This is a genomic window from Acinetobacter sp. LipI_19 (genome assembly GCF_058242925.1).
On the sequence record NZ_JBZAYK010000001.1, the window covers coordinates 2,325,737 to 2,344,781 of the forward strand.

Below are 19,045 nucleotides of genomic sequence, written 5' to 3' on the forward strand. Positions count from 1 at the left end.
GACAACGCAAGCCATTTATGAAATATCAACAAACCCTAACCATTATTTCTAAGTAGGTAGTTTTTATGGAACGATCTATTGTTTTTTCCAAACTTAATCATGACGGTCATGGGTCTATAGCGATCCAATGCCTCAAGCAACGATGGGGCATGCAATGAGTCTCGGATTAACTGCACTAGAACTGGCAAGAATTCAGTTTGCTTTCACTGTGTCTTTTCACATTATTTTCCCTGCAACCTCTATTGGTTTAGCCTGTTTCCTTGCACTGCTGGAATGGAAATGGTTGCGTACACAAAACCCTGTTTACAAAGACCTATTCAAATACTGGATTAAGATTTTTGCTGTTGCATTTGCTATGGGTGTTGTTTCAGGCATTGTCATGGCCTACCAGTTTGGTACCAACTGGAGTGAGTTCTCGCGTATCTCAGGGAGTGTGACGGGGCCATTACTCACCTATGAGGTTTTAAGCGCATTTTTCTTAGAAGCTGGCTTCTTAGGAATTATGCTTTTTGGTTGGGGCCGAGTCACCGCAAAAGCACATTTTTTTGCCACACTCATGGTCGCTATTGGAACCTGTATTTCAATGTTCTGGATTTTATCCTCCAACAGTTGGATGCAAACACCACAAGGTTTTGCAATTGAAAATGGCATCATTGTCCCGACGGACTGGTGGGCAATTGTATTTAACCCATCGTTCCCCTATCGCTTTGCACATATGGCAACTGCTGCATTTTTAGTTTCCTCATTATTGGTTGTAGGCACAGCTGGCTGGCATCTGCTTAAAGGACGCCGTGATGAATTAATTAAAAAATCATTTTCTATGGGTTTATGGATGGTGCTGGTAACCTCTTGTTTACAAGTGGTTATTGGCGACAACCATGGTTTAAACACCTTAAAACACCAACCTGCGAAATTGGCAGCAATTGAAGGACACTGGGAAACCAACCGTGATCACGCGATGCCACTTCTGCTGTTTGCAACACCAGACATGCAACAAGAAAAAAATACGACTGAATTTGGTATTCCCTATTTAGGCAGTTTGATTCTAACCCACTCATTAGATGGCGAAGTTACTGGATTAAAGGATTTTTCAGCTGAAGATCGCCCAAATGTAGCTATCGTATTTTGGAGTTTCCGTGTCATGGTAGGTCTTGGCATGTTAATGGTATTGCTATCCTTAACAGCCTTATGGCTACGCAAAAAGAATCGGCTATACGAGTCTACATGGTTTCATAAATTCGCCATTGTGATGGGTCCAACGGGTTATATCGCTTTACTCGCAGGTTGGGTTACTACGGAAGTGGGAAGACAGCCCTGGGTGGTTTATGGCGTATTACGTACCAAAGATGCTTTATCACATACTGTAACAGCTGACCAAGTGGGGCTGAGCCTGATCATTTTTGTACTGGTCTATACCGTGGTATTTGGTGCAGGGATTTATTATATGTTCAGACTCATGAAATCTGGACCCGAGTTTTTAACGCGTTTAGATCCTGAAATAACCGGTTTAGGGCATTTTAAAACCCCATTACGACCACTCAGTGCTGTGGATGATCCAATCGATGGACAACAAGCGCCGCTAGATCAAAATAAGGAGAAACATCATGATTGATCTCGCTTTAATATGGGTCGGCATTATTGGTTTAGGCGTACTGATTTATGTGGTGATGGATGGCTTTGATTTAGGCATTGGAATTCTCTTTCCATTTATTCCAGACCCGCAAGAACGTGATGTCATGATGAATACGGTCGCCCCTGTCTGGGATGGTAACGAAACATGGATGGTACTTGGTGGTGCGGGATTGTTTGCAGCCTTTCCACTGGTCTATTCTACAGTACTCTCTGCGTTATACCTTCCCATTATCTTTATGGTGGTCGCATTGATTTTCCGTGGTGTTGCCTTCGAATTCCGCTTTAAAGCAACTCGAACCAAATACTTATGGGATCAAGCCTTTATTTGGGGATCAATCTTATCTAGCTTTTTCCAAGGGGTTATCCTTGGTGCATATATCCAAGGTATCCAAACCACTGCGGGTATTTATAGTGGCGGTGTATGGGATTGGTTTACCCCTTTTTCACTTTTCACTGGTTTAGGTGTTGTTGTCATGTATGCCACTTTAGGTTGTGGCTGGTTAATTCTAAAAACGGAAGCACGTTTACAAGACATCATGTATACGCTGATGCCAAAGCTGTTAATCACGTTAATGATTATTTTTGCTGCCGTCAGTATCTATACCCCGATCACACATCCTGAAATTGCCCAGCGCTGGTTTGCATTACCAAACCTTATATATTTCAGCCCTGTGCCTATTTTAGTTGTACTTTTTTCTGGTTTAATTTTACATGCTTGTAAGCAACGACACGAGATTAAACCTTTTGTCTACACACTGGCATTGGTGTTTCTGGCATTTACTGGATTTGTAATTAGCTTATGGCCAAACATCATTCCACCGTCAGTTTCAATTTGGCAAGCCGCTGCGCCAGTATCAAGTCTTAAATTTACCTTAGTTGGTGCGGCAATTCTCATCCCAATTATTATCGCTTATACCTTCTTGTCTTATTGGGTTTTCCGAGACAAAGTCCGTATTGGTGATGAAGGCTATCATTGATCAAGGAGTTTTAGATGAACAAATACATCAAACAACTCAACCCTGCAACATGGTTTATTTTGTTGTGGTGTTTCGGTTTTGCAGCATTGGCTTTAATTGCGGGTTTGTTTAGATTAATGCTTAGTTTTGCCTATTAGGCATATACCTATTGATGATCTGACTAGCGAAGAAAGGATAAGCATTTAACTATGCTTATCCTTATTTATAGCCAAACCACCTAAATATTTATACAACTGATTTGCATCAAGACATTGATCAGAAATGAAACTTAAGTATTTGTATAAGCTTTTAGAAACTGCTGGTTATCAATTCACTTTTTGTGCTTTTGAAGCATAGATACTTATCCTACCGTGGGGCGACAAGGATGTCACCGTTGAGCGGGGGTATATGAGCAAAAATAAAGCACTGCTTTGTTTGCAGCGCAAGAGCCCTGTTAAACGGAAGATTTTTGTCCCTTTTTATCTCTAAAAAGAGAGGCATCGCCTACGCAAAGATATTTAAACTTTGAATGTAAGGTGTGGCATTGCAAGCTTTTTAGAATCAAACAACTTATTTTCTCCATATAATTGATTTAATTAAAAATATTAATTAAGAGAAATTATATTCTTGTGTCTCAGTTTTTACAGGTTAACTATACTTGGACTCTTAAATATCCTGACTGCTAAAGATGATGCCCCTTATTTTTAATAGGGGCATCACTCGATTTATCGGATTAAGCAAAAATTAGAATTTAAAGGTATAGGTTGAGATAAAACGATTTTCCACAAAATCCTTGCCTGGCATATTTCCAACACCATATTTAATATTAGCATCAATATAGCGCCACTCTACCCCAAGACCTTTTAACCATCCTTCTGGAACAGTATAGTTTACAATCAAATTTTTCTCGGTTTCTTTATTATCCTTAAAACCAGCCCGATAAATGTCACTACCATTTAAATAACGCAAGGTCAGTTTCAATCCCGGTACGCCATGATCTTTAAAGTCATAACTATATAAGGCATGCCAAGTAAACTCTTTCGCTTTATAAAAAGCAATTGCAGACCAAGTCTGTAAATATCCTTGCGGAACATAACCATTTAAAAGTGGAATATTGTCCTCACCGAAATGCTTTTGCACGCCCGCTAAAAAGGTATTTGGGCCATGTTGTGCACTCGCTTGTAACCCTAGAGATTGAACATCGATGTTTCCAAAATAAGCATCGCCATCCTCTTTATAATTAAAATAGCGCGCATCTACTTTTAGCTTGGTCTCATTGACTTTTTCTGTATAAACCGCATTGAAATAGTGTTGTTGATAAATATCTTCCAACTGACCAAACCAGTATGAACCTGTGAAGTTAGGGGTAAGCTTATAGTCTAAGCCTATAAAATTTAAACCATCACTTCTTTTATTGGGATCTGTTGAGTTACCTAAAGTGAACTTTCTATATTCATCATCATCTCGGGCATTCACATGGGTAAAACGGCCTGCGGAAAGTTTTAAATTTTGAATGTCTTGACTTTCTAACATTGCTCCTGCATAAGTCGTCACCAATTGCCGAGAATCATCAATAAATAAAACCGGTGTTTTTGGGAAAAGCTCACCGACTTTAAGTTCTGTATTTTGGTATTTAACTTTTAAGGTTGCACCTAATTTTAAATAATCTCGTGCTTGTTGAGCTTCGTCTTGATCATATTTAAAAACGGTATCTAAGCGCTCATCATAACGGTCATTTAAACGTAATGCATATTGGAAACCAAAATCTAAACCCACTTGCAAGGGTGTGTCGCTATAACCCGACTCAAAACGTCCAGATGCAGCCTGCGACCAACTCCCCAGATCATTCGTGGTATCTTCGAAGTCGCGCTCAATATAGAAATTACGTAAATAAATACTGGTTTTACTCTCTTCTAAAAACTCAGCATAAGCAGTATCTATACTCAAACATCCAAACAATGTATAAAGTGCAACTCGTTGAGTTCTATAAAGCAAATCTGGCTTTAACATGGGAAATCCTTTCCTGAATATTTGAAATTCTTGTTGTGTAAGTTCTAAGGTGATCTTTGTCTTATCCTCAAGACAAAGACTTTTGTACTCCCTTAAAATACAAATAAATTCAAACCGATATGGTTAAGGGAATTCATCACCACGATCAATTATCGGAATTATTAATGTAATTTTCCATGTACAAAGCGGTATATATTTATACCTTTTACATCATAGCAATGATATTTTAAAATAGATTAATGATTTCCACGTAGTAAACATCTATTAAGAAATTGAATTATAATAATTTATTAATTAATCAACTGCGTATTGAGATTACCATTATCAACAGGTAATTTCATAATAACAATTTTCCCCTTTGCTGAGATAAATATACCTTTTAAGTATTTAAAGATACCGAATTCAGTCTAGATAAGGCTATAACATTCAATTAAGGTATATAGAAGGATTCATCAACGAAGCAATATCAGGAGTGATGCTGGCTCAACTCATAACATCTCTTAAAAGTGATAACGTGATCCAGCATTATGGCAAGATTAAGGAGATAGCCATGACAGCCAATAATATTAGAATTTTCGAGACGGAAGAAGTACAGAATTTCATTAATCTACTCAGCGGACTTGAGCAAGAAGGTGGAAATCCTCGCACTAAGCAAATCGTTCATCGGGTGGTTTCTGACTTATTTAAGACCATTGAAGATTTAGAAATTTCTTCTGATGAATATTGGGCTGCAGTTGCATATTTAAACCAATTAGGCACCAGCCATGAAGCAGGCTTACTTTCTCCTGGTTTAGGCTTTGACCACTTCCTTGATATGCGTATGGATGCAATTGATGCTGCTTTGGGTATTGAGAACCCAACCCCGCGTACCATTGAAGGCCCACTTTATGTCGCAGGTGCCCCTGTTGCCCAAGGTTTTGCCCGTATGGATGATGGCAGTGATCCAAATGGTCATACCCTGATTTTACACGGTACGATTTACGCGGCAGATGGCCAACCACTGCCAAATGCACAAGTAGAGATCTGGCATGCCAATACCAAAGGTTTCTATTCCCACTTTGATCCAACTGGCGAACAACAGCCTTTTAACATGCGTCGCACCATTATGACAGATGCTCAAGGTCAATATCGTGTACAAACCATTCTGCCTGCAGGTTATGGCTGTCCACCAGATGGCCCAACTCAACAATTATTGAATCAGTTAGGCCGCCATGGTAATCGCCCTGCACATATTCATTTCTTTGTAACAGCAGAAGGCCATCGCAAATTAACTACGCAAATTAACGTAGCTGGTGACCCATACACTTATGATGACTTCGCCTATGCAACACGTGAAGGTCTTGTGATTGACGCAATCGAACATACTGATGCAGCAACGATTCAAGCCAACGGTGTTGAAGGCCCATTTGCTGAAATGGTATTTGACCTCAAACTCAGTCACCTCGTAGATGGTGTTGATAACAATGTGGTTGACCGCCCTCGCCTACAAGCTTAATACAGCTAAAAGTCATATTGTGAATCTTGAAATCAGGCTAGCTGTAACGGTTTAGCCTGTTTTACTTTATGGAAAAGATATTTAAATGGATATTCATACTTTTGATGCAGCGACTAATCATGTTTTAGCCGCACTTCCTGAATACACGATACCATTGGCTCGGCTACGAGCCATTCTACAGGCAGGCCAATTTCCGACAGTGACAGTGATTGGTAAATATAATCATGGTAAAAGCCGACTGTTAAATGAGCTTATTGGTCAAGATATTTTCTCAGTAGCGGATAAACGAGAAACGGTCGCTCTCTCCGAACATCTGCAACATCATATCCGTTGGTTAGATGCACCAGGTTTAGATGCTGATGTGGCTACAATCGATGATCAACTTGCTCAAGATGCAATGTGGAATAAAGCCGATATTCGCCTAATGGTCCATTCAGTACGTGAGGGTGAGTTTGATCCTTATGAATTACATTTATTCCAGCAATTCGAGCAAGATGCAAAGCAAACTCAACGTCAAAGCTTACTGTTGCTTACCCAAATTGACCAAATTCCAGATCAAACCGTTTTAGCGCAGATTATCGATAGCATTCAAAATCAAGCACCAACTGCAACTGTACTACCTGTATCAGCTACACGGCACCGTCAAGGGATCGAAAATTCCAAACCTATACTGGTACAACGCAGTGGTATCCCCGAACTACAACACATACTTCATCAGATGCTTGAGCAAGTCCCCGCAATACGTCAATTTGAAAAAAAGCAGATCATTGTTGATCTAAAAATGCGCTTATCCCAGCAGCTAGAAAACATTCAAAGTAACATTCAGCAACTGACAGCAAGCTTACAGCAACAACGCCAAAATTTTGAGCGTGATCTCAATCAAATATTAGATAAAGTGCGTCAAGATTTACAGCCGGTCTTACAGATCTCTGGGCAGGATAATTCGCTAGAACCAGATTCTTTTGCCAATATGTATAAAGTGACCGCAGGCAAACGTGATCGTAACCGTATTCAAGTGGCTTATTCTCGTGCCTGTATCGAGATCAATAGCCATTTGGTGCGCTATGGTGTGATTGGTTTACCAGATACGCAAAAAAGTAATGTCCGTAGTCTAGATACGGTCATGGTTGCGGTGATGGGGGTCTCGGTCAAACTGCGTAAAGATCTCAATCTTATTTTTGTCGAAGAATCAGGTCGTGAACGTTTACGTAGTGAATTTGCCCATTATTTTGAATTGTCTTCTGATCGAATGAAGTTGCAACAACAATTACTTAACTTTCAGCAGCAACAGCAGCTCATCATACAAGCCCAGCAGGCATCAACCACTTTGGAGCTGGTATAATGACCGTCCATGATTCCCATGATTCGATTCAGACACTGATTGCGAGCACCCAAGCTTTTGATCAGCAGGAATCCGACATCATGCTACATTTAAATAAGATGCACACTTGGCATCAGCAACTGGCAATCAATCTCAATAAACAACGTATCAATCCGATTGGACTGACATCACATAGTCAGATTGCCCAAGACATTGCAACACTCAATTCGCAGCTTGAAAGTTATCTCAGCCATTGGGAAACACAATTAGAGACACTACATGCCGCCCAATCCATCGCAGATCATTTTGACGACAAGATTATTTTGCTGATTTTCGGAAAATTCAATGCTGGTAAAAGTTCACTCTGTAACGTATTGGCAGAGTGTTTTCATAGGCGTCAGGAAAGCATTGAATATTTTTATTTCGACTCAGGTGAAATTATTAAAAGTCAGGAGCGTTTTAAAGAAGGTGCCACAGAAACCACCACACGCTTACAAGGTGTTTGCTTAGCGGACAATCTCATTTTGCTGGATACTCCAGGACTCCATTCAGTTACGCCTGAAAATGCCGCATTAACTCAACGCTTTATGGATAGTGCAGATGGTGTCCTTTGGCTCAGTAGTTCCTCCTCACCCGGTCAGGTCAAAGAGTTAGCGGCTTTGGGGCAGGAATTACGTAGACATAAACCGTTATTGCCAGTGCTTACACGCAGTGATTATTTTGAAGAAGATGAAGTCGATGGTAATATTTGCCAGATTCTATGCAATAAAACGTCTGACCAACGTTATCTGCAAGAAACCGATGTTTATACTCGTGCTATTGACCAACTGATCGCAATGCAAGTTGATCCTGTACTGTTACAATCACCAATTTCAACCTCCTCTCAGATGTTGAAAAATGCGGATTTCAATGATCAGGCCATGCAAAATGCAGGTTTTAATCGTTTATTTGACGCACTTCTACATTTAATCCAACCTGCTCTGGCTTATAAACAGCGTAAACCAGCGGAAGCCTTGTTACATCATTTACAAGAGCAAATTCTAGCCCCCTTACAACTTGAGGTTGTGCCACAACTACATCAATTACAACAGCAGCTAAGCAATGCCGTGAGCGCTTTAGCACAACATAAACAACAAATCATTACGCAAACATGGCGCAGTATGATTGCATCCCTGCCAAGCTTATTAGAGCAACATTCCGAACAGCAAGCATTGGATGAATTGTATAGTGAACTGACCCAACAGGCTCAACAGCTTCTATCACAACATATTGCTAATACTTTATCGGATTATCAACTGCAATATCCCCCTCTCAGTCCGTTACAGTTTGCTGAGCATCTGGCTTATGAAGTGATTTATGCCGATGATGCAACCGAGATCTTAGCCATTGGCCATGACCGTTTATATAGCGAGATCTCACATAGTTTGTGGCAAAAGCTTGATCTATATAGCGATGAAGTTATCGCACAATGCCAAGAACTGCTAAGCAATCTTCAAGAGCAAATTGCCACCATCCAGCAAGGCTTAATCAATGACGAACAGGAACTGCAATACATTGCGAATTCATTAAGAATGCAAGGATAAACACCGAAAATGTCATTTTAAAATCATTAACTCAATAGATCTCATTCATAAATCAAAAAAATGATCATGTTGAGTGAATTATATTGATATTGAAAGTCCCTTCTCCCGTTGGGAGAAGGCGAGGATGAAGGGATTTTATATTGATCTCAGTTCAAACATATACTCGATTAATCCCCATCCAGTTGAAGTGGAATCCCTTCTTCTTCAAAGACCTGTCGAATACACTCTAAAATCTTGGGTAAATAAGGGCTTTGATCCATATTTCTCACAGCTAATGAAATAGGACTATAGGCCTCTATATCCAAAATCGGAATATAGACCAGATTTTTCATGCCTATTTCACTGGCACTTTCAGGAATAATGCATATCCCCTCCCCAGATGAAACCAAGCCCAAAGCCATATGGATTTCTCGAACTTCAACCATATCTTTCGGTACCAAGCCTAATTCGGTAAAAATGGATTGAATCAAGGTTGAAAAATTAGGCTTTTGTGTGGCTGGATAAGAAAAAATAGGTTCATTGATAATTTGCGATAAATAAATACCCTTATCAATATAACTGGTTAAATGATGATTTTTATGCGCGGCTAATTTTAATTTCTCTTTGTATAATAAAATGCGCTTAATCGATGGATCACTAATTCTTAAACGACCAAAGCCTAAATCTATTTTACCGAGTTTGAGTGCTTCGATTTGATCCTTGGTACTGTATTCAATCAGCTCAACCTGAATATCAGGGTTATTTTGACGAAATAAATAAATTACCTGAGGCAATAACGCATACAGCAATGAACTGACATAACCAATACGGACAATTGTATTCATTGAACTAATACGCTTCGCCATAGAGGTAGCTTGCGCAGTATGAGTCAAAATTTGTACCGCATGTTGGTAAAAGAATTGCCCTGCTTCTGTTGTTCTTACTGGACGTGTGCCACGCTCAAATAAAAGAATACCGAGTTCTTCTTCTAACTTTTGAATCTGACGGCTCAATGGCGGTTGAGCAATACATAGTTTCTCTGCAGCTTTGGTAATACTCTGCTCTTCGACCACCGTAACGAAATAACGAAGATATCTTAATTCCATCTCTATAAATCCCTTTTATATACCTTTTAAGTATCTAAAAATACCAAAATCGGCCTAGTTAAAGATATTACATTAAATTAGGGTATATAAATAGATTGATACTTAAGAAATAACCACGATGTACAAGTCCATAGAAACGCTGTTAATCGAAATTCCAACGATACGCCCTCACAAGATGGCCGTTGCGACAATGCAAACCCAAACCTTGGTCCTGATTAAAATCACGACTGAAGATGGTTTAATTGGCTGGGGTGAAGCGACCACAATTGGCGGTTTAGGTTATGGCGAAGAAAGCCCTGAAAGTGTAAAAACCAATATTGAAACCTATTTTGCGCCATTGTTAAAAACACTGTCTGGTGCCAATATTGCCCAAACAATGCAAGTGATCCATCGGAATATCAACGGTAATCGTTTTGCGAAATGTGCTGTTCAAACTGCATTATTAGATATTCAAGCGCAACGTTTAGGTCAACCTCTGAGTGAGATTCTAGGCGGTCGCTTACGTGACAGTATTCCTGTGCTTTGGGTTTTGGCGTCGGGCAATACCGAAAAAGACATTGCCGAAGCAGAAAAAATGATTGCGTTAAAACGCCACAATGTCTTTAAGTTAAAAATCGGTTCACGTCCTGTTGAACAAGATGTTGAGCATGTATTGGCAATCAAAAAAGCCTTGGGTGCAGACATCTCAATTCGTGTAGACGTTAACCGTGCTTGGTCTGAACTGAATGCAATTAAAGGGATTCAAATGCTTCAAGATGGTGGCGTTGACCTGATTGAACAGCCTTGTGCAATTCATAATATTGATGCTATGCAACGTCTTAGCCGTAAGTTTGATATCGCGATCATGGCAGATGAGTCGTTAACTGGTCCACAAAGTGCTTATAACTTGGCAAAAAACAATGCAGCCTCAGTTTTTGCGGTAAAAGTTGCGCAATCTGGTGGTCTGATTGAAGCATGCGAAGTTGGCAAAATCGCCAATCTGGCAGGTATTGATCTTTATGGTGGCACTATGCTTGAAGGTCCTGTTGGAACAATTGCCTCAGCACATGCCTTCGCTACATTTAGCAATCTCGCAGCGGGAACTGAATTATTTAGCCCACTGCTACTGACCGAAGAGATTTTAAAAACACCGCTTCAATATGGCAATTTTGAGCTCAAAATTCCAACTGGTCCGGGCCTCGGCATTGAACTAGATGAAGACAAAATCGACAACCTACGTCGTCAATAATTCAAGGAGCTGACATGCTTTTCCAAGTACGAATGGATGTACACATCCCCCTCGATATGCCCGTCGAAAAAGCCAATGAAATTAAAGCAATTGAAAAGGCTTATTCACAAGATTTACAACGTCAAGGGAAATGGCGTCATATCTGGCGTATTACAGGCCAATACTCAAACACCAGTATTTTTGATGTAGAGAGTAATGAAGAACTCCACAATATTTTACAGGGATTGCCTTTATATCCTTATATGAATATCGAAGTGACTGCTTTAAACCGTCATCCGTCTTCAATTCGAGAAGATGACCATTAAGCAGCGGGTGTAAATTCATTGACCAAATAACTGTGAGATAAGTTCTTTCTCACAGTTTTTTAAGTTTCTATACATGTCTATCTTTGCTAATACGGCATGTATAGAAATTTAAAAACATGGATAAAAGGTTCATCTTATGATTGATAAAAGTAAGCTCTCGTTGTCTGAGGTTCTATCCCAAATCAAAGATGGTGCAACCATTATGATTGGTGGCTTTGGAACAGCAGGACAGCCCGCAGAGCTGATCGATGGGCTGATTGAACTTGGCGTTAAAGATCTGGTGATTGTCAATAACAATGCAGGCAATGGCGATTACGGTCTGGCGAAACTACTTAAATCAGGTGCAGTCCGTAAAATCATCTGTTCTTTCCCCCGTCAGTCTGATTCTTGGGTATTCGATGAACTCTATCATGCGGGCAAGATCGAACTGGAACTGGTTCCTCAAGGTAATCTCGCCTGTCGTATTCAAGCCGCAGGGATGGGTTTAGGTGCAGTCTTTACCCCAACAGGCTTTGGTACATTATTGGCAGATGGTAAAGAAACCCGACATATCGATGGCAAAGACTACGTGCTTGAATATCCAATTAAAGCAGACTTTGCACTGATTAAAGCACATCAAGGCGACCGTTGGGGCAACTTGGTTTATAACAAATCAGCACGTAACTTTGGTCCAATTATGGCGATGGCTGCAGATGTCACCATTGCACAAGTATCAGAGGTGGTTGAACTGGGTCAGCTCGATCCTGAGCATATTATTACCCCAGGAATTTTTGTTCAGCATGTGGTTGCAGTTGATGCAGCCAATGGTAATGGAGAATAACAATGAGCTACCAAAAACTAAGCCGTGACCAAATTGCTGAACGTGTTGCCCAAGATATTCCCGATGGTGCATATGTCAATTTAGGTATTGGTTTACCGACCAAGATTTCAAAATACTTGCCAACAGACAAAGATGTATTCCTGCATTCTGAAAATGGTTTATTGGCTTTTGGTCCTCCACCCGCCAAAGGTGAAGAAGATCCTGAGCTGATTAACGCAGGCAAAGAATATGTCACCATGCTAACGGGTGGCTCGTTTTTCCATCACGGTGATTCTTTTGCCATGATGCGTGGTGGACATTTGGATATTGCTGTATTGGGTGCATTCCAAGTGGCGGCCAATGGCGACCTTGCCAATTGGCATACCGGTGCGGCGGATGCGATTCCTGCGGTGGGTGGTGCAATGGATTTGGCTGTAGGGGCCAAGAAAGTCTTTATCACCACAGACCATGTAACCAAGCAAGGTGAACCTAAGATTGTTGAAGAACTGAGCTATCCTGTGACAGGTAAGCATTGTGTTGATCGTATCTATACTGACTTATGTGTGATTGACGTGACCCCAGAGGGTTTAAAAGTGCTTGAAAAAGTTGCAGGTCTGAGCTTTGAAGAATTACAGGCTTTGACGGGTGCTCAATTGATTGATGCAACATAGGGATAATAAATCCCTCCCTTGCGGAATGATTAAATCTCCCCTAACCCCTCTTTATGAAAGAGGGGAACTTCTTCTTTTACAAAGAGGTGAGCTGCGGTAGTAGCAGCGCAAGGGAGATTATTTAAGGATATAAACAACATGAAAAACGCTTACATCATAGATGCCATCCGTACCCCATTTGGTCGTTATGCCGGTGGTCTTGCGCCAGTCCGTGCAGATGATCTTGGTGCTATTCCAATTCAAGCATTGATACAACGTAATCCAACAGTAGATTGGCAACAAGTCGATGATGTGATTTATGGCTGTGCCAATCAGGCCGGTGAAGACAATCGTAATGTTGGGCGTATGTCAGCATTATTGGCGGGTGTGCCCTATCAAGTGCCAGCAACCACTGTGAACCGCCTATGTGGATCATCACTGGATGCGATTGCCATGGCAGCTCGCGCCATTAAAGCCAATGAAGCAGATTTAATCATTGCTGGTGGTGTAGAAAGCATGAGCCGTGCGCCCTATGTGATGGGTAAGTCGGATAGTGCTTTTGGACGCAGTCAAAAGATTGAAGACACCACTATGGGCTGGCGCTTTATCAATCCAAAGCTCAAAGAATTGTATGGTGTGGACAGCATGCCACAAACTGCTGAAAACGTGGCAGAGCAATTCAATATTAACCGTGCGGATCAAGATCAGTTTGCGCTGAATAGCCAACAACGTACTGCGGCAGCACAAGCTCAAGGTTTTTTCCAAAATGAGATTGTGCCTGTCACTATTCCCCAGCGTAAAGGCGATGCTGTGCTTGTGGATACCGATGAACATCCACGTGCATCAACGACTTTAGCCGCACTGACAAAACTTAAAGGTGTGGTCAAAGCTGATGGCACGGTCACGGCGGGTAATGCATCGGGAATTAATGATGGTGCAGCGGCCTTATTGATTGCTTCAGATGAAGCTGTAGAAAAATACCAATTAAAACCACGTGGGAAAATTATTGCAGCAACCACTGTGGGGGTTGAACCAAGAATTATGGGCTTTGCACCCGCGCCTGCAATCAAGAAACTGCTTAAACAAGCCGATCTTAGTTTAGCGCAAATGGATGTGATTGAGCTAAATGAAGCCTTTGCTGCCCAAGCTTTGGCTGTCACCCGTGATTTAGGTTTGGCAGATGATGATGCACGTGTCAATCCCAATGGTGGCGCGATTGCTTTAGGTCATCCTTTGGGTGCATCAGGTGCCAGACTGGTGACCACTGCCTTAAATCAACTTGAACAGATCAAAGGTAAATATGCCCTATGTTCAATGTGTATCGGTGTCGGGCAAGGGATTGCACTCATTATTCAACGTGTTGATCAAAATTAAGGAACGAGCAATGCCAACTTTTCAATCAGCGGATGCACAGATTAATTATCAAAGTTTTGGAAACCCTAATTCCCCTGCACTGGTCTTTTCAAATTCCTTAGGGACCAACTATGGCATGTGGCAAAAGCAGTTCAATTATTTTAAAGAACGTTTTTTTGTCATTTGCTATGACACCCGTGGACATGGTTCTTCATCTGCGCCACAAGGTCCTTATACCTTGCCCCAATTGGCTGAAGATGTGATTCGATTACTGGATCATTTAAATATTGAAAAAGCCAGTTTCTGTGGCATTTCTATGGGGGGGTTAACAGGTCAATGGTTAGCCATCCATTATCCACAACGATTTAATGCTGTTGTTATCAGTAATACCGCAGCAAAAATTGGACAAGAACAAGCATGGCTAGATCGTGCCCAACTTGTCCGAGAACAAGGTTTAACCAGCATCGCAGCAACCGCTGCATCACGTTGGTTTACAGATCCCTTTATTCAAAGTCATCCTGCAATTGTTAATGATCTGTGTAACGACTTAAGTGCTGGCAGCGCAATAGGTTATGCCAATTGTTGTGAGGCTTTGGCTAAAGCGGATGTCCGCAATCAACTCAAAGATATCACGATTCCAGTTTTGGTCATTGCAGGAACGCAAGACCCTGTAACTACAGTTGCAGATGGGCAATGTATGCAACAGCACATTCCGCAATCCCAACTTGTGGAAATTCAAGCATCGCATATTTCAAATATTGAATGTCCTGAAGCATTCAATGCTGCACTTGAAAAATTTCTCTCTGAAATTCTTACGACTGAGCTTTGACACTTAATTTTTGACGCAGCATAAAGGGATAGAACATATCCCTTTATTTTTTGGCATTTCATCAAGACTTGAGAAAGCATATTTAAAATAAAATGATGAGATAAAATTAAGTCTATTTATTTAAAAGTATAAATATATACCCACAAAGTAATAGAAAATTACATATAAAAATAACAATCATTTTATTTATTCAGGACCTGTATATCGATAAATCTACTGTTTTTAGAAAACATCTAAAAGCATTTATTTCCCAACACTCTATTTCTCAACAATAATGAAAAGGATATTTCAATTGAAAAAAAGCCCCTCAAATAATCAACTGAGCGATAAACACCACTTAATCAAATTAGGTGTTTTAAGTTGTTTATTGCTTGCAGGATGTAGTTCATCCTCTCGTTTAGAATCAAACCCAGTGCAAAAACAGGTCACGATTCAACGTGACAATTTTGGCACACCGCATGTCTATGCCAAGGATACTTATGGTCTTTTTTATGGCTATGCTTATGCAGTCGCAACTGATCGTTTATTTCAAATGGAAATGTCAAAACGTACAGGTTTAGGCACTGTTGCTGAAGTTCTCGGCCCTGATTATCTACAATATGATATTGCAACCCATAGTCGTTTTAATCCTGAACAGATTAAACAACAAATTGCCCGACTTTCTCCTGAAGATCGTGCCATTTTCGATGGCTATGCCGCTGGTTTTAATAAGCGTGTCCAAGAGGTCTTAGCCAATCCGGAGCTGTTGCCTAAAGAATTTATTGATTATGACTTTAAACCATCGACATGGCAGCAAGAAGATATCGCAATGGTCTGGGTGGGCTTAATTCTCAATCGCTTTTTTTCAGCCAGTTCAGAAGTCTCAAATTTAGATTTACTGACTCAACTACAAAAAGAAAAAGGTCCAGAAACAGGATTAAAAGTTTATCAGCAATTACGTTGGTTAGATGATCCGAGTGCTCCTACAATTATTCAATCTAAAGCAAAACCACAAGTTTTAGCACGTCAACAACACATGTTAAAAGGTATAGCCCCTATCTCAGACCAAGCAGCCAAAAACTATTTAGCTCAAGCGCGTATTGCATTGGGTAAAAGTGTGGTTGATGGCGTCCCTACAGCCAGTAATGCTTGGGTGGTCAAAGGAGATAAAACGGTAGAAGGCCAAACGGTTTTATATAATGGCCCTCAACAAGGCTGGTACACGCCTGCCATTACTTATGCGGTTGGGTTACATGGTGCGGGCTATAATCTCACAGGGATTACCCCTGTCGGTCTACCTGCAATTCTATTTGGAACCAATGGAAAAATTGCTTGGGGTTCAACTGTCGGTTCGCTTGATACCAATGACGTCTATCAACTCAGCTTAAATCCGAGTAATTCAAAACAGTACCGCTATCAAGGCAGTTATATTCCCTTTGAACATCAACAGATCAAAATTAAAGTCCGTAATCAACCAGACCATGTTTTAGATGTGTATCAAAGTAAACAAGGCTTTGTCAGCACATGGGATGAAAAAAATCATACCGCCTATGCACAAAAACGTAGCTGGGAAGGTGTAGAGATTGAAACATTACTGGGCTGGGCCAATGCAGCAAAAGCGAGCAACTGGCAAGAATTCCTAGATCAAGCCAAACGTGTCGCGGCTTCGATTACGTGGTTTTATGCCGATACCCAAAATAATATTGGTGTCGCTGCATTGGGTCGTTTACCGATCCGCCCTGAAAACCAGCATATTCAACTGCCTGCTCAAGGTGATGGCTCAATGGAATGGCAGGGTTTCTATGATTTCTCACATAATCCCAAAGCCTATAACCCTGAAAAAGGCTATATTAGCAGTTGGAACAATAAAGCTTATGCGGATTTACGTTCCGATTCCTCCAACTTCTCTCATGTTGACCGTGTCAATGAACTGATTGAACCCCTAGAAAGTAAAGCAAAATTAAGCCAACAAGACATTTGGGATATTAATAAAATGGGCGCTTGGTCGGATCTGAATGCGCGTTATTTTATTCCCTATATGGTCAAAGCTGCGCAAAGCCCGAACGCATCACCTTTAGCAAAGAAAATCGCACCGATATTGGCGAGTTGGGACTTCAAACTTCGTCCTGACAGTGAAGCTAAATTCTATCAAGGCGCAGCACCTGTCATTATGCGTACATGGCTCAATCAAATGATTGAATTGGTGCTTAAACCAAATTTATCTGAAAATATTTATGCGCGTTACACAGATACCCTTTACCCAGTAAATAATGACCCACGGAGTACACAACCTGCGAATGCATCTAAACTGATCTGGAATGCGCTGCAAGGCAAACAAGCCAGTGTTGCTCAAACCGTTGATTTCTTAAAAGGACAATCAGCAGATGATGTGGTGTTAACTGCCTTGGAAAACACCTTAATTCAGCTTTCAACACAATATCATTCAGATCAACCCAATGATTGGAAAATTCCTGTTGCCACAATGGGATTCTCCAACAAAAACTCAGTGGGTATTCCATGGGCTGATCAGGCGCATCAACAACAGCTGAGCACCTATGGGAATACAGGGAGTGCAACCTTTAGAGTGGTACTCAATCCCAATCACGTCAGCATGTGTTCAATTCTTGCACCAGGTCAAAGTGGATTTATTCATCGCAATGGAAAGACCGATGCACACTTTGCCGATCAGCTCCCATTATTTGAAAACTATCAATGTAAGGATGATGCGGTAAGCCAAAAGCAAATTGATCAAGCAACACAACAAAGTATGACTTTAACCTATTAATTTTTAATCGAAACAGCCCAATATATAGATATATTGGGCTGTTTCGATTTTAAAGCTTATCAAATCCATCATTTTTGAAAATGATGTACATACCGAAAAATCATACTGGTCCCTTGTGGTCGATTTTCTGCATCTTGTTCAAAATAAGCATTTGCAACAAGATGGTCATGGGGAGAAAAACTATACATCGCCCCTGGACCGATCGCCCATACCTGTTCACGTCGTCCTTTGACATTTTCACCATCCACCTGTGTATCTGTGATTTGATTGAGCCAATATCCATTTATTCCTAACCGAAGCTGTGGTGTGACTGCATAACTACTTTCAAAGTTGGCATGTAACGCTTGCCCAGCCTTTATGTCTTCAGCATTCCCAAAACTATAATTTGGATCATTATTCTTAAAGTTATAAAGATAGTGTAAGCGTGTCGAAAGTGTCCATTTGGGATTCAGCCAATAGGTTGCAGCCCAGTATGGATCAAGTGACACTGCATTGGCACCAGGGTTTATATCCTTATTATGATCATATTCACCTGTAGGTAAATTAATTTGAAATTCAAAACGATGGGAAAACTTAGGCCCGTCTTGCCCCATCACTGGATCAAATTGGATAAAAGGGCCGATAATAATGTCGCCCAGTCCCCTATTTGCTTTAATAGCTTGATTATTGAGGCCATCATCCACATCTACATGTGCCAGCACAGGAATCACCATATTTAAGCCAAGATTACCACTGCCCAATTTGATATCTGACATATAACTGATTTGCTGAACAATCGATTGATAATCAATCTCTGACTGAGGGAGTGCGATTTTGTTGCCATGTGTATCGCGAATACTATCCGCGCGATAATTCTGAAAATAGGTTTGTGCATACCAACCACTACCTGCTGGAACTGCACCGTCTACAAAACTCGATAGACCTAAATTCACAGTTGGCAGATCACTGGCAAAACTTGTATGCGTAATAAAAATCAGACCCAGTATTTTCTTATTCATCTTCAATATCCTTATTGTTGAGGCAAAATCCTCCTAC

General features: G+C 40.8%; 16 protein-coding genes. 13 read left to right on the top strand and 3 right to left on the bottom strand.

From position 1 onward, the window contains the following. Positions 1–154 precede the first annotated feature (154 nt). The 3 genes from AC4CVF_RS11465 to AC4CVF_RS11475 are packed head-to-tail and all read left to right on the top strand — an operon-like array spanning position 155 to position 2,746. Positions 155–1,612 (top strand): cytochrome ubiquinol oxidase subunit I, encoded by a 1,458-nt coding sequence (locus AC4CVF_RS11465; protein ID WP_419360197.1) that lies wholly within the window; start codon positions 155–157, stop codon positions 1,610–1,612. Continuing rightward, a complete protein-coding gene (gene cydB / locus AC4CVF_RS11470; protein ID WP_490789473.1) occupies positions 1,605–2,609 on the top strand; it encodes a cytochrome d ubiquinol oxidase subunit II in 1,005 nt (334 codons plus the stop codon). Before AC4CVF_RS11465 ends, cydB begins: the two co-directional genes overlap by 8 nt. A 14-nt stretch (positions 2,610–2,623) precedes the next feature. Next, positions 2,624–2,746 carry a DUF2474 family protein gene (locus tag AC4CVF_RS11475; protein ID WP_004721553.1) on the top strand — a complete coding sequence of 41 codons (123 nt, stop codon included), beginning with the start codon at positions 2,624–2,626 and terminating at the stop codon, positions 2,744–2,746. Between the two features lie 586 nt (positions 2,747–3,332). On the opposite strand, the gene AC4CVF_RS11480 is transcribed toward AC4CVF_RS11475, so the two are convergent. Further along, positions 3,333–4,598, bottom strand: a complete 1,266-nt coding sequence (locus AC4CVF_RS11480; RefSeq protein WP_490789474.1) for an OprD family outer membrane porin — start codon at positions 4,596–4,598, stop codon at positions 3,333–3,335. Positions 4,599–5,148: 550 nt separating this feature from the next. On the opposite strand from AC4CVF_RS11480, the gene catA reads away from it, so the two are divergent. From catA to AC4CVF_RS11495, 3 genes are all read left to right on the top strand, one after another. Continuing rightward, positions 5,149–6,093, top strand: coding sequence for a catechol 1,2-dioxygenase (gene catA / locus AC4CVF_RS11485; RefSeq protein ID WP_336954088.1), 945 nt, complete (start codon positions 5,149–5,151; stop codon positions 6,091–6,093). A gap of 85 nt (positions 6,094–6,178) precedes the next feature. Continuing rightward, complete coding sequence (locus AC4CVF_RS11490) at positions 6,179–7,435, top strand: GTPase (protein WP_490789475.1); 1,257 nt, start codon at positions 6,179–6,181, stop codon at positions 7,433–7,435. Next, positions 7,435–8,997: a dynamin family protein gene (locus tag AC4CVF_RS11495; RefSeq protein WP_490789476.1), complete on the top strand. Its 1,563-nt coding sequence runs from the start codon at positions 7,435–7,437 to the stop codon at positions 8,995–8,997. Before AC4CVF_RS11490 ends, AC4CVF_RS11495 begins: the two co-directional genes overlap by 1 nt. Positions 8,998–9,164: 167 nt before the next feature. On the opposite strand, the gene catM is transcribed toward AC4CVF_RS11495, so the two are convergent. After that, entirely contained in the window at positions 9,165–10,082 is a 918-nt protein-coding gene (catM, locus tag AC4CVF_RS11500; RefSeq protein WP_034617960.1) for a cis,cis-muconate-binding transcription regulator CatM, read from the bottom strand. Between the two features lie 118 nt (positions 10,083–10,200). On the opposite strand from catM, the gene AC4CVF_RS11505 reads away from it, so the two are divergent. The 7 genes from AC4CVF_RS11505 to AC4CVF_RS11535 all read left to right on the top strand — a co-directional run bounded on the left by AC4CVF_RS11505 (position 10,201) and on the right by AC4CVF_RS11535 (position 18,010). Continuing rightward, the gene (locus AC4CVF_RS11505; protein WP_490789477.1) at positions 10,201–11,310 is read left to right on the top strand and encodes a muconate/chloromuconate family cycloisomerase; all 1,110 of its coding nucleotides are present in this window, start codon (positions 10,201–10,203) and stop codon (positions 11,308–11,310) included. A 14-nt stretch (positions 11,311–11,324) separates the two neighbouring features. Further along, positions 11,325–11,615 carry a muconolactone Delta-isomerase gene (gene catC / locus AC4CVF_RS11510; RefSeq protein WP_004820442.1) on the top strand — a complete coding sequence of 97 codons (291 nt, stop codon included), beginning with the start codon at positions 11,325–11,327 and terminating at the stop codon, positions 11,613–11,615. Between the two features lie 136 nt (positions 11,616–11,751). Next, positions 11,752–12,435 (top strand): 3-oxoacid CoA-transferase subunit A, encoded by a 684-nt coding sequence (locus AC4CVF_RS11515; protein WP_327858467.1) that lies wholly within the window; start codon positions 11,752–11,754, stop codon positions 12,433–12,435. Between the two features lie 2 nt (positions 12,436–12,437). Then, complete coding sequence (locus AC4CVF_RS11520; protein ID WP_336954095.1) at positions 12,438–13,085, top strand: 3-oxoacid CoA-transferase subunit B; 648 nt, start codon at positions 12,438–12,440, stop codon at positions 13,083–13,085. Between the two features lie 138 nt (positions 13,086–13,223). Then, the gene (pcaF, locus tag AC4CVF_RS11525) at positions 13,224–14,438 is read left to right on the top strand and encodes a 3-oxoadipyl-CoA thiolase (RefSeq protein WP_490789478.1); all 1,215 of its coding nucleotides are present in this window, start codon (positions 13,224–13,226) and stop codon (positions 14,436–14,438) included. A gap of 10 nt (positions 14,439–14,448) precedes the next feature. After that, a complete protein-coding gene (gene pcaD, locus AC4CVF_RS11530) occupies positions 14,449–15,246 on the top strand; it encodes a 3-oxoadipate enol-lactonase (RefSeq protein WP_490789479.1) in 798 nt (265 codons plus the stop codon). 274 nt (positions 15,247–15,520) lie between these two features. After that, a complete protein-coding gene (locus AC4CVF_RS11535) occupies positions 15,521–18,010 on the top strand; it encodes a penicillin acylase family protein (protein WP_490789480.1) in 2,490 nt (829 codons plus the stop codon). Positions 18,011–18,078: 68 nt separating this feature from the next. On the opposite strand, the gene AC4CVF_RS11540 is transcribed toward AC4CVF_RS11535, so the two are convergent. Next, entirely contained in the window at positions 18,079–19,008 is a 930-nt protein-coding gene (locus AC4CVF_RS11540) for a SphA family protein (protein ID WP_419820614.1), read from the bottom strand. Between the last annotated feature and the right edge of the window lie 37 nt (positions 19,009–19,045).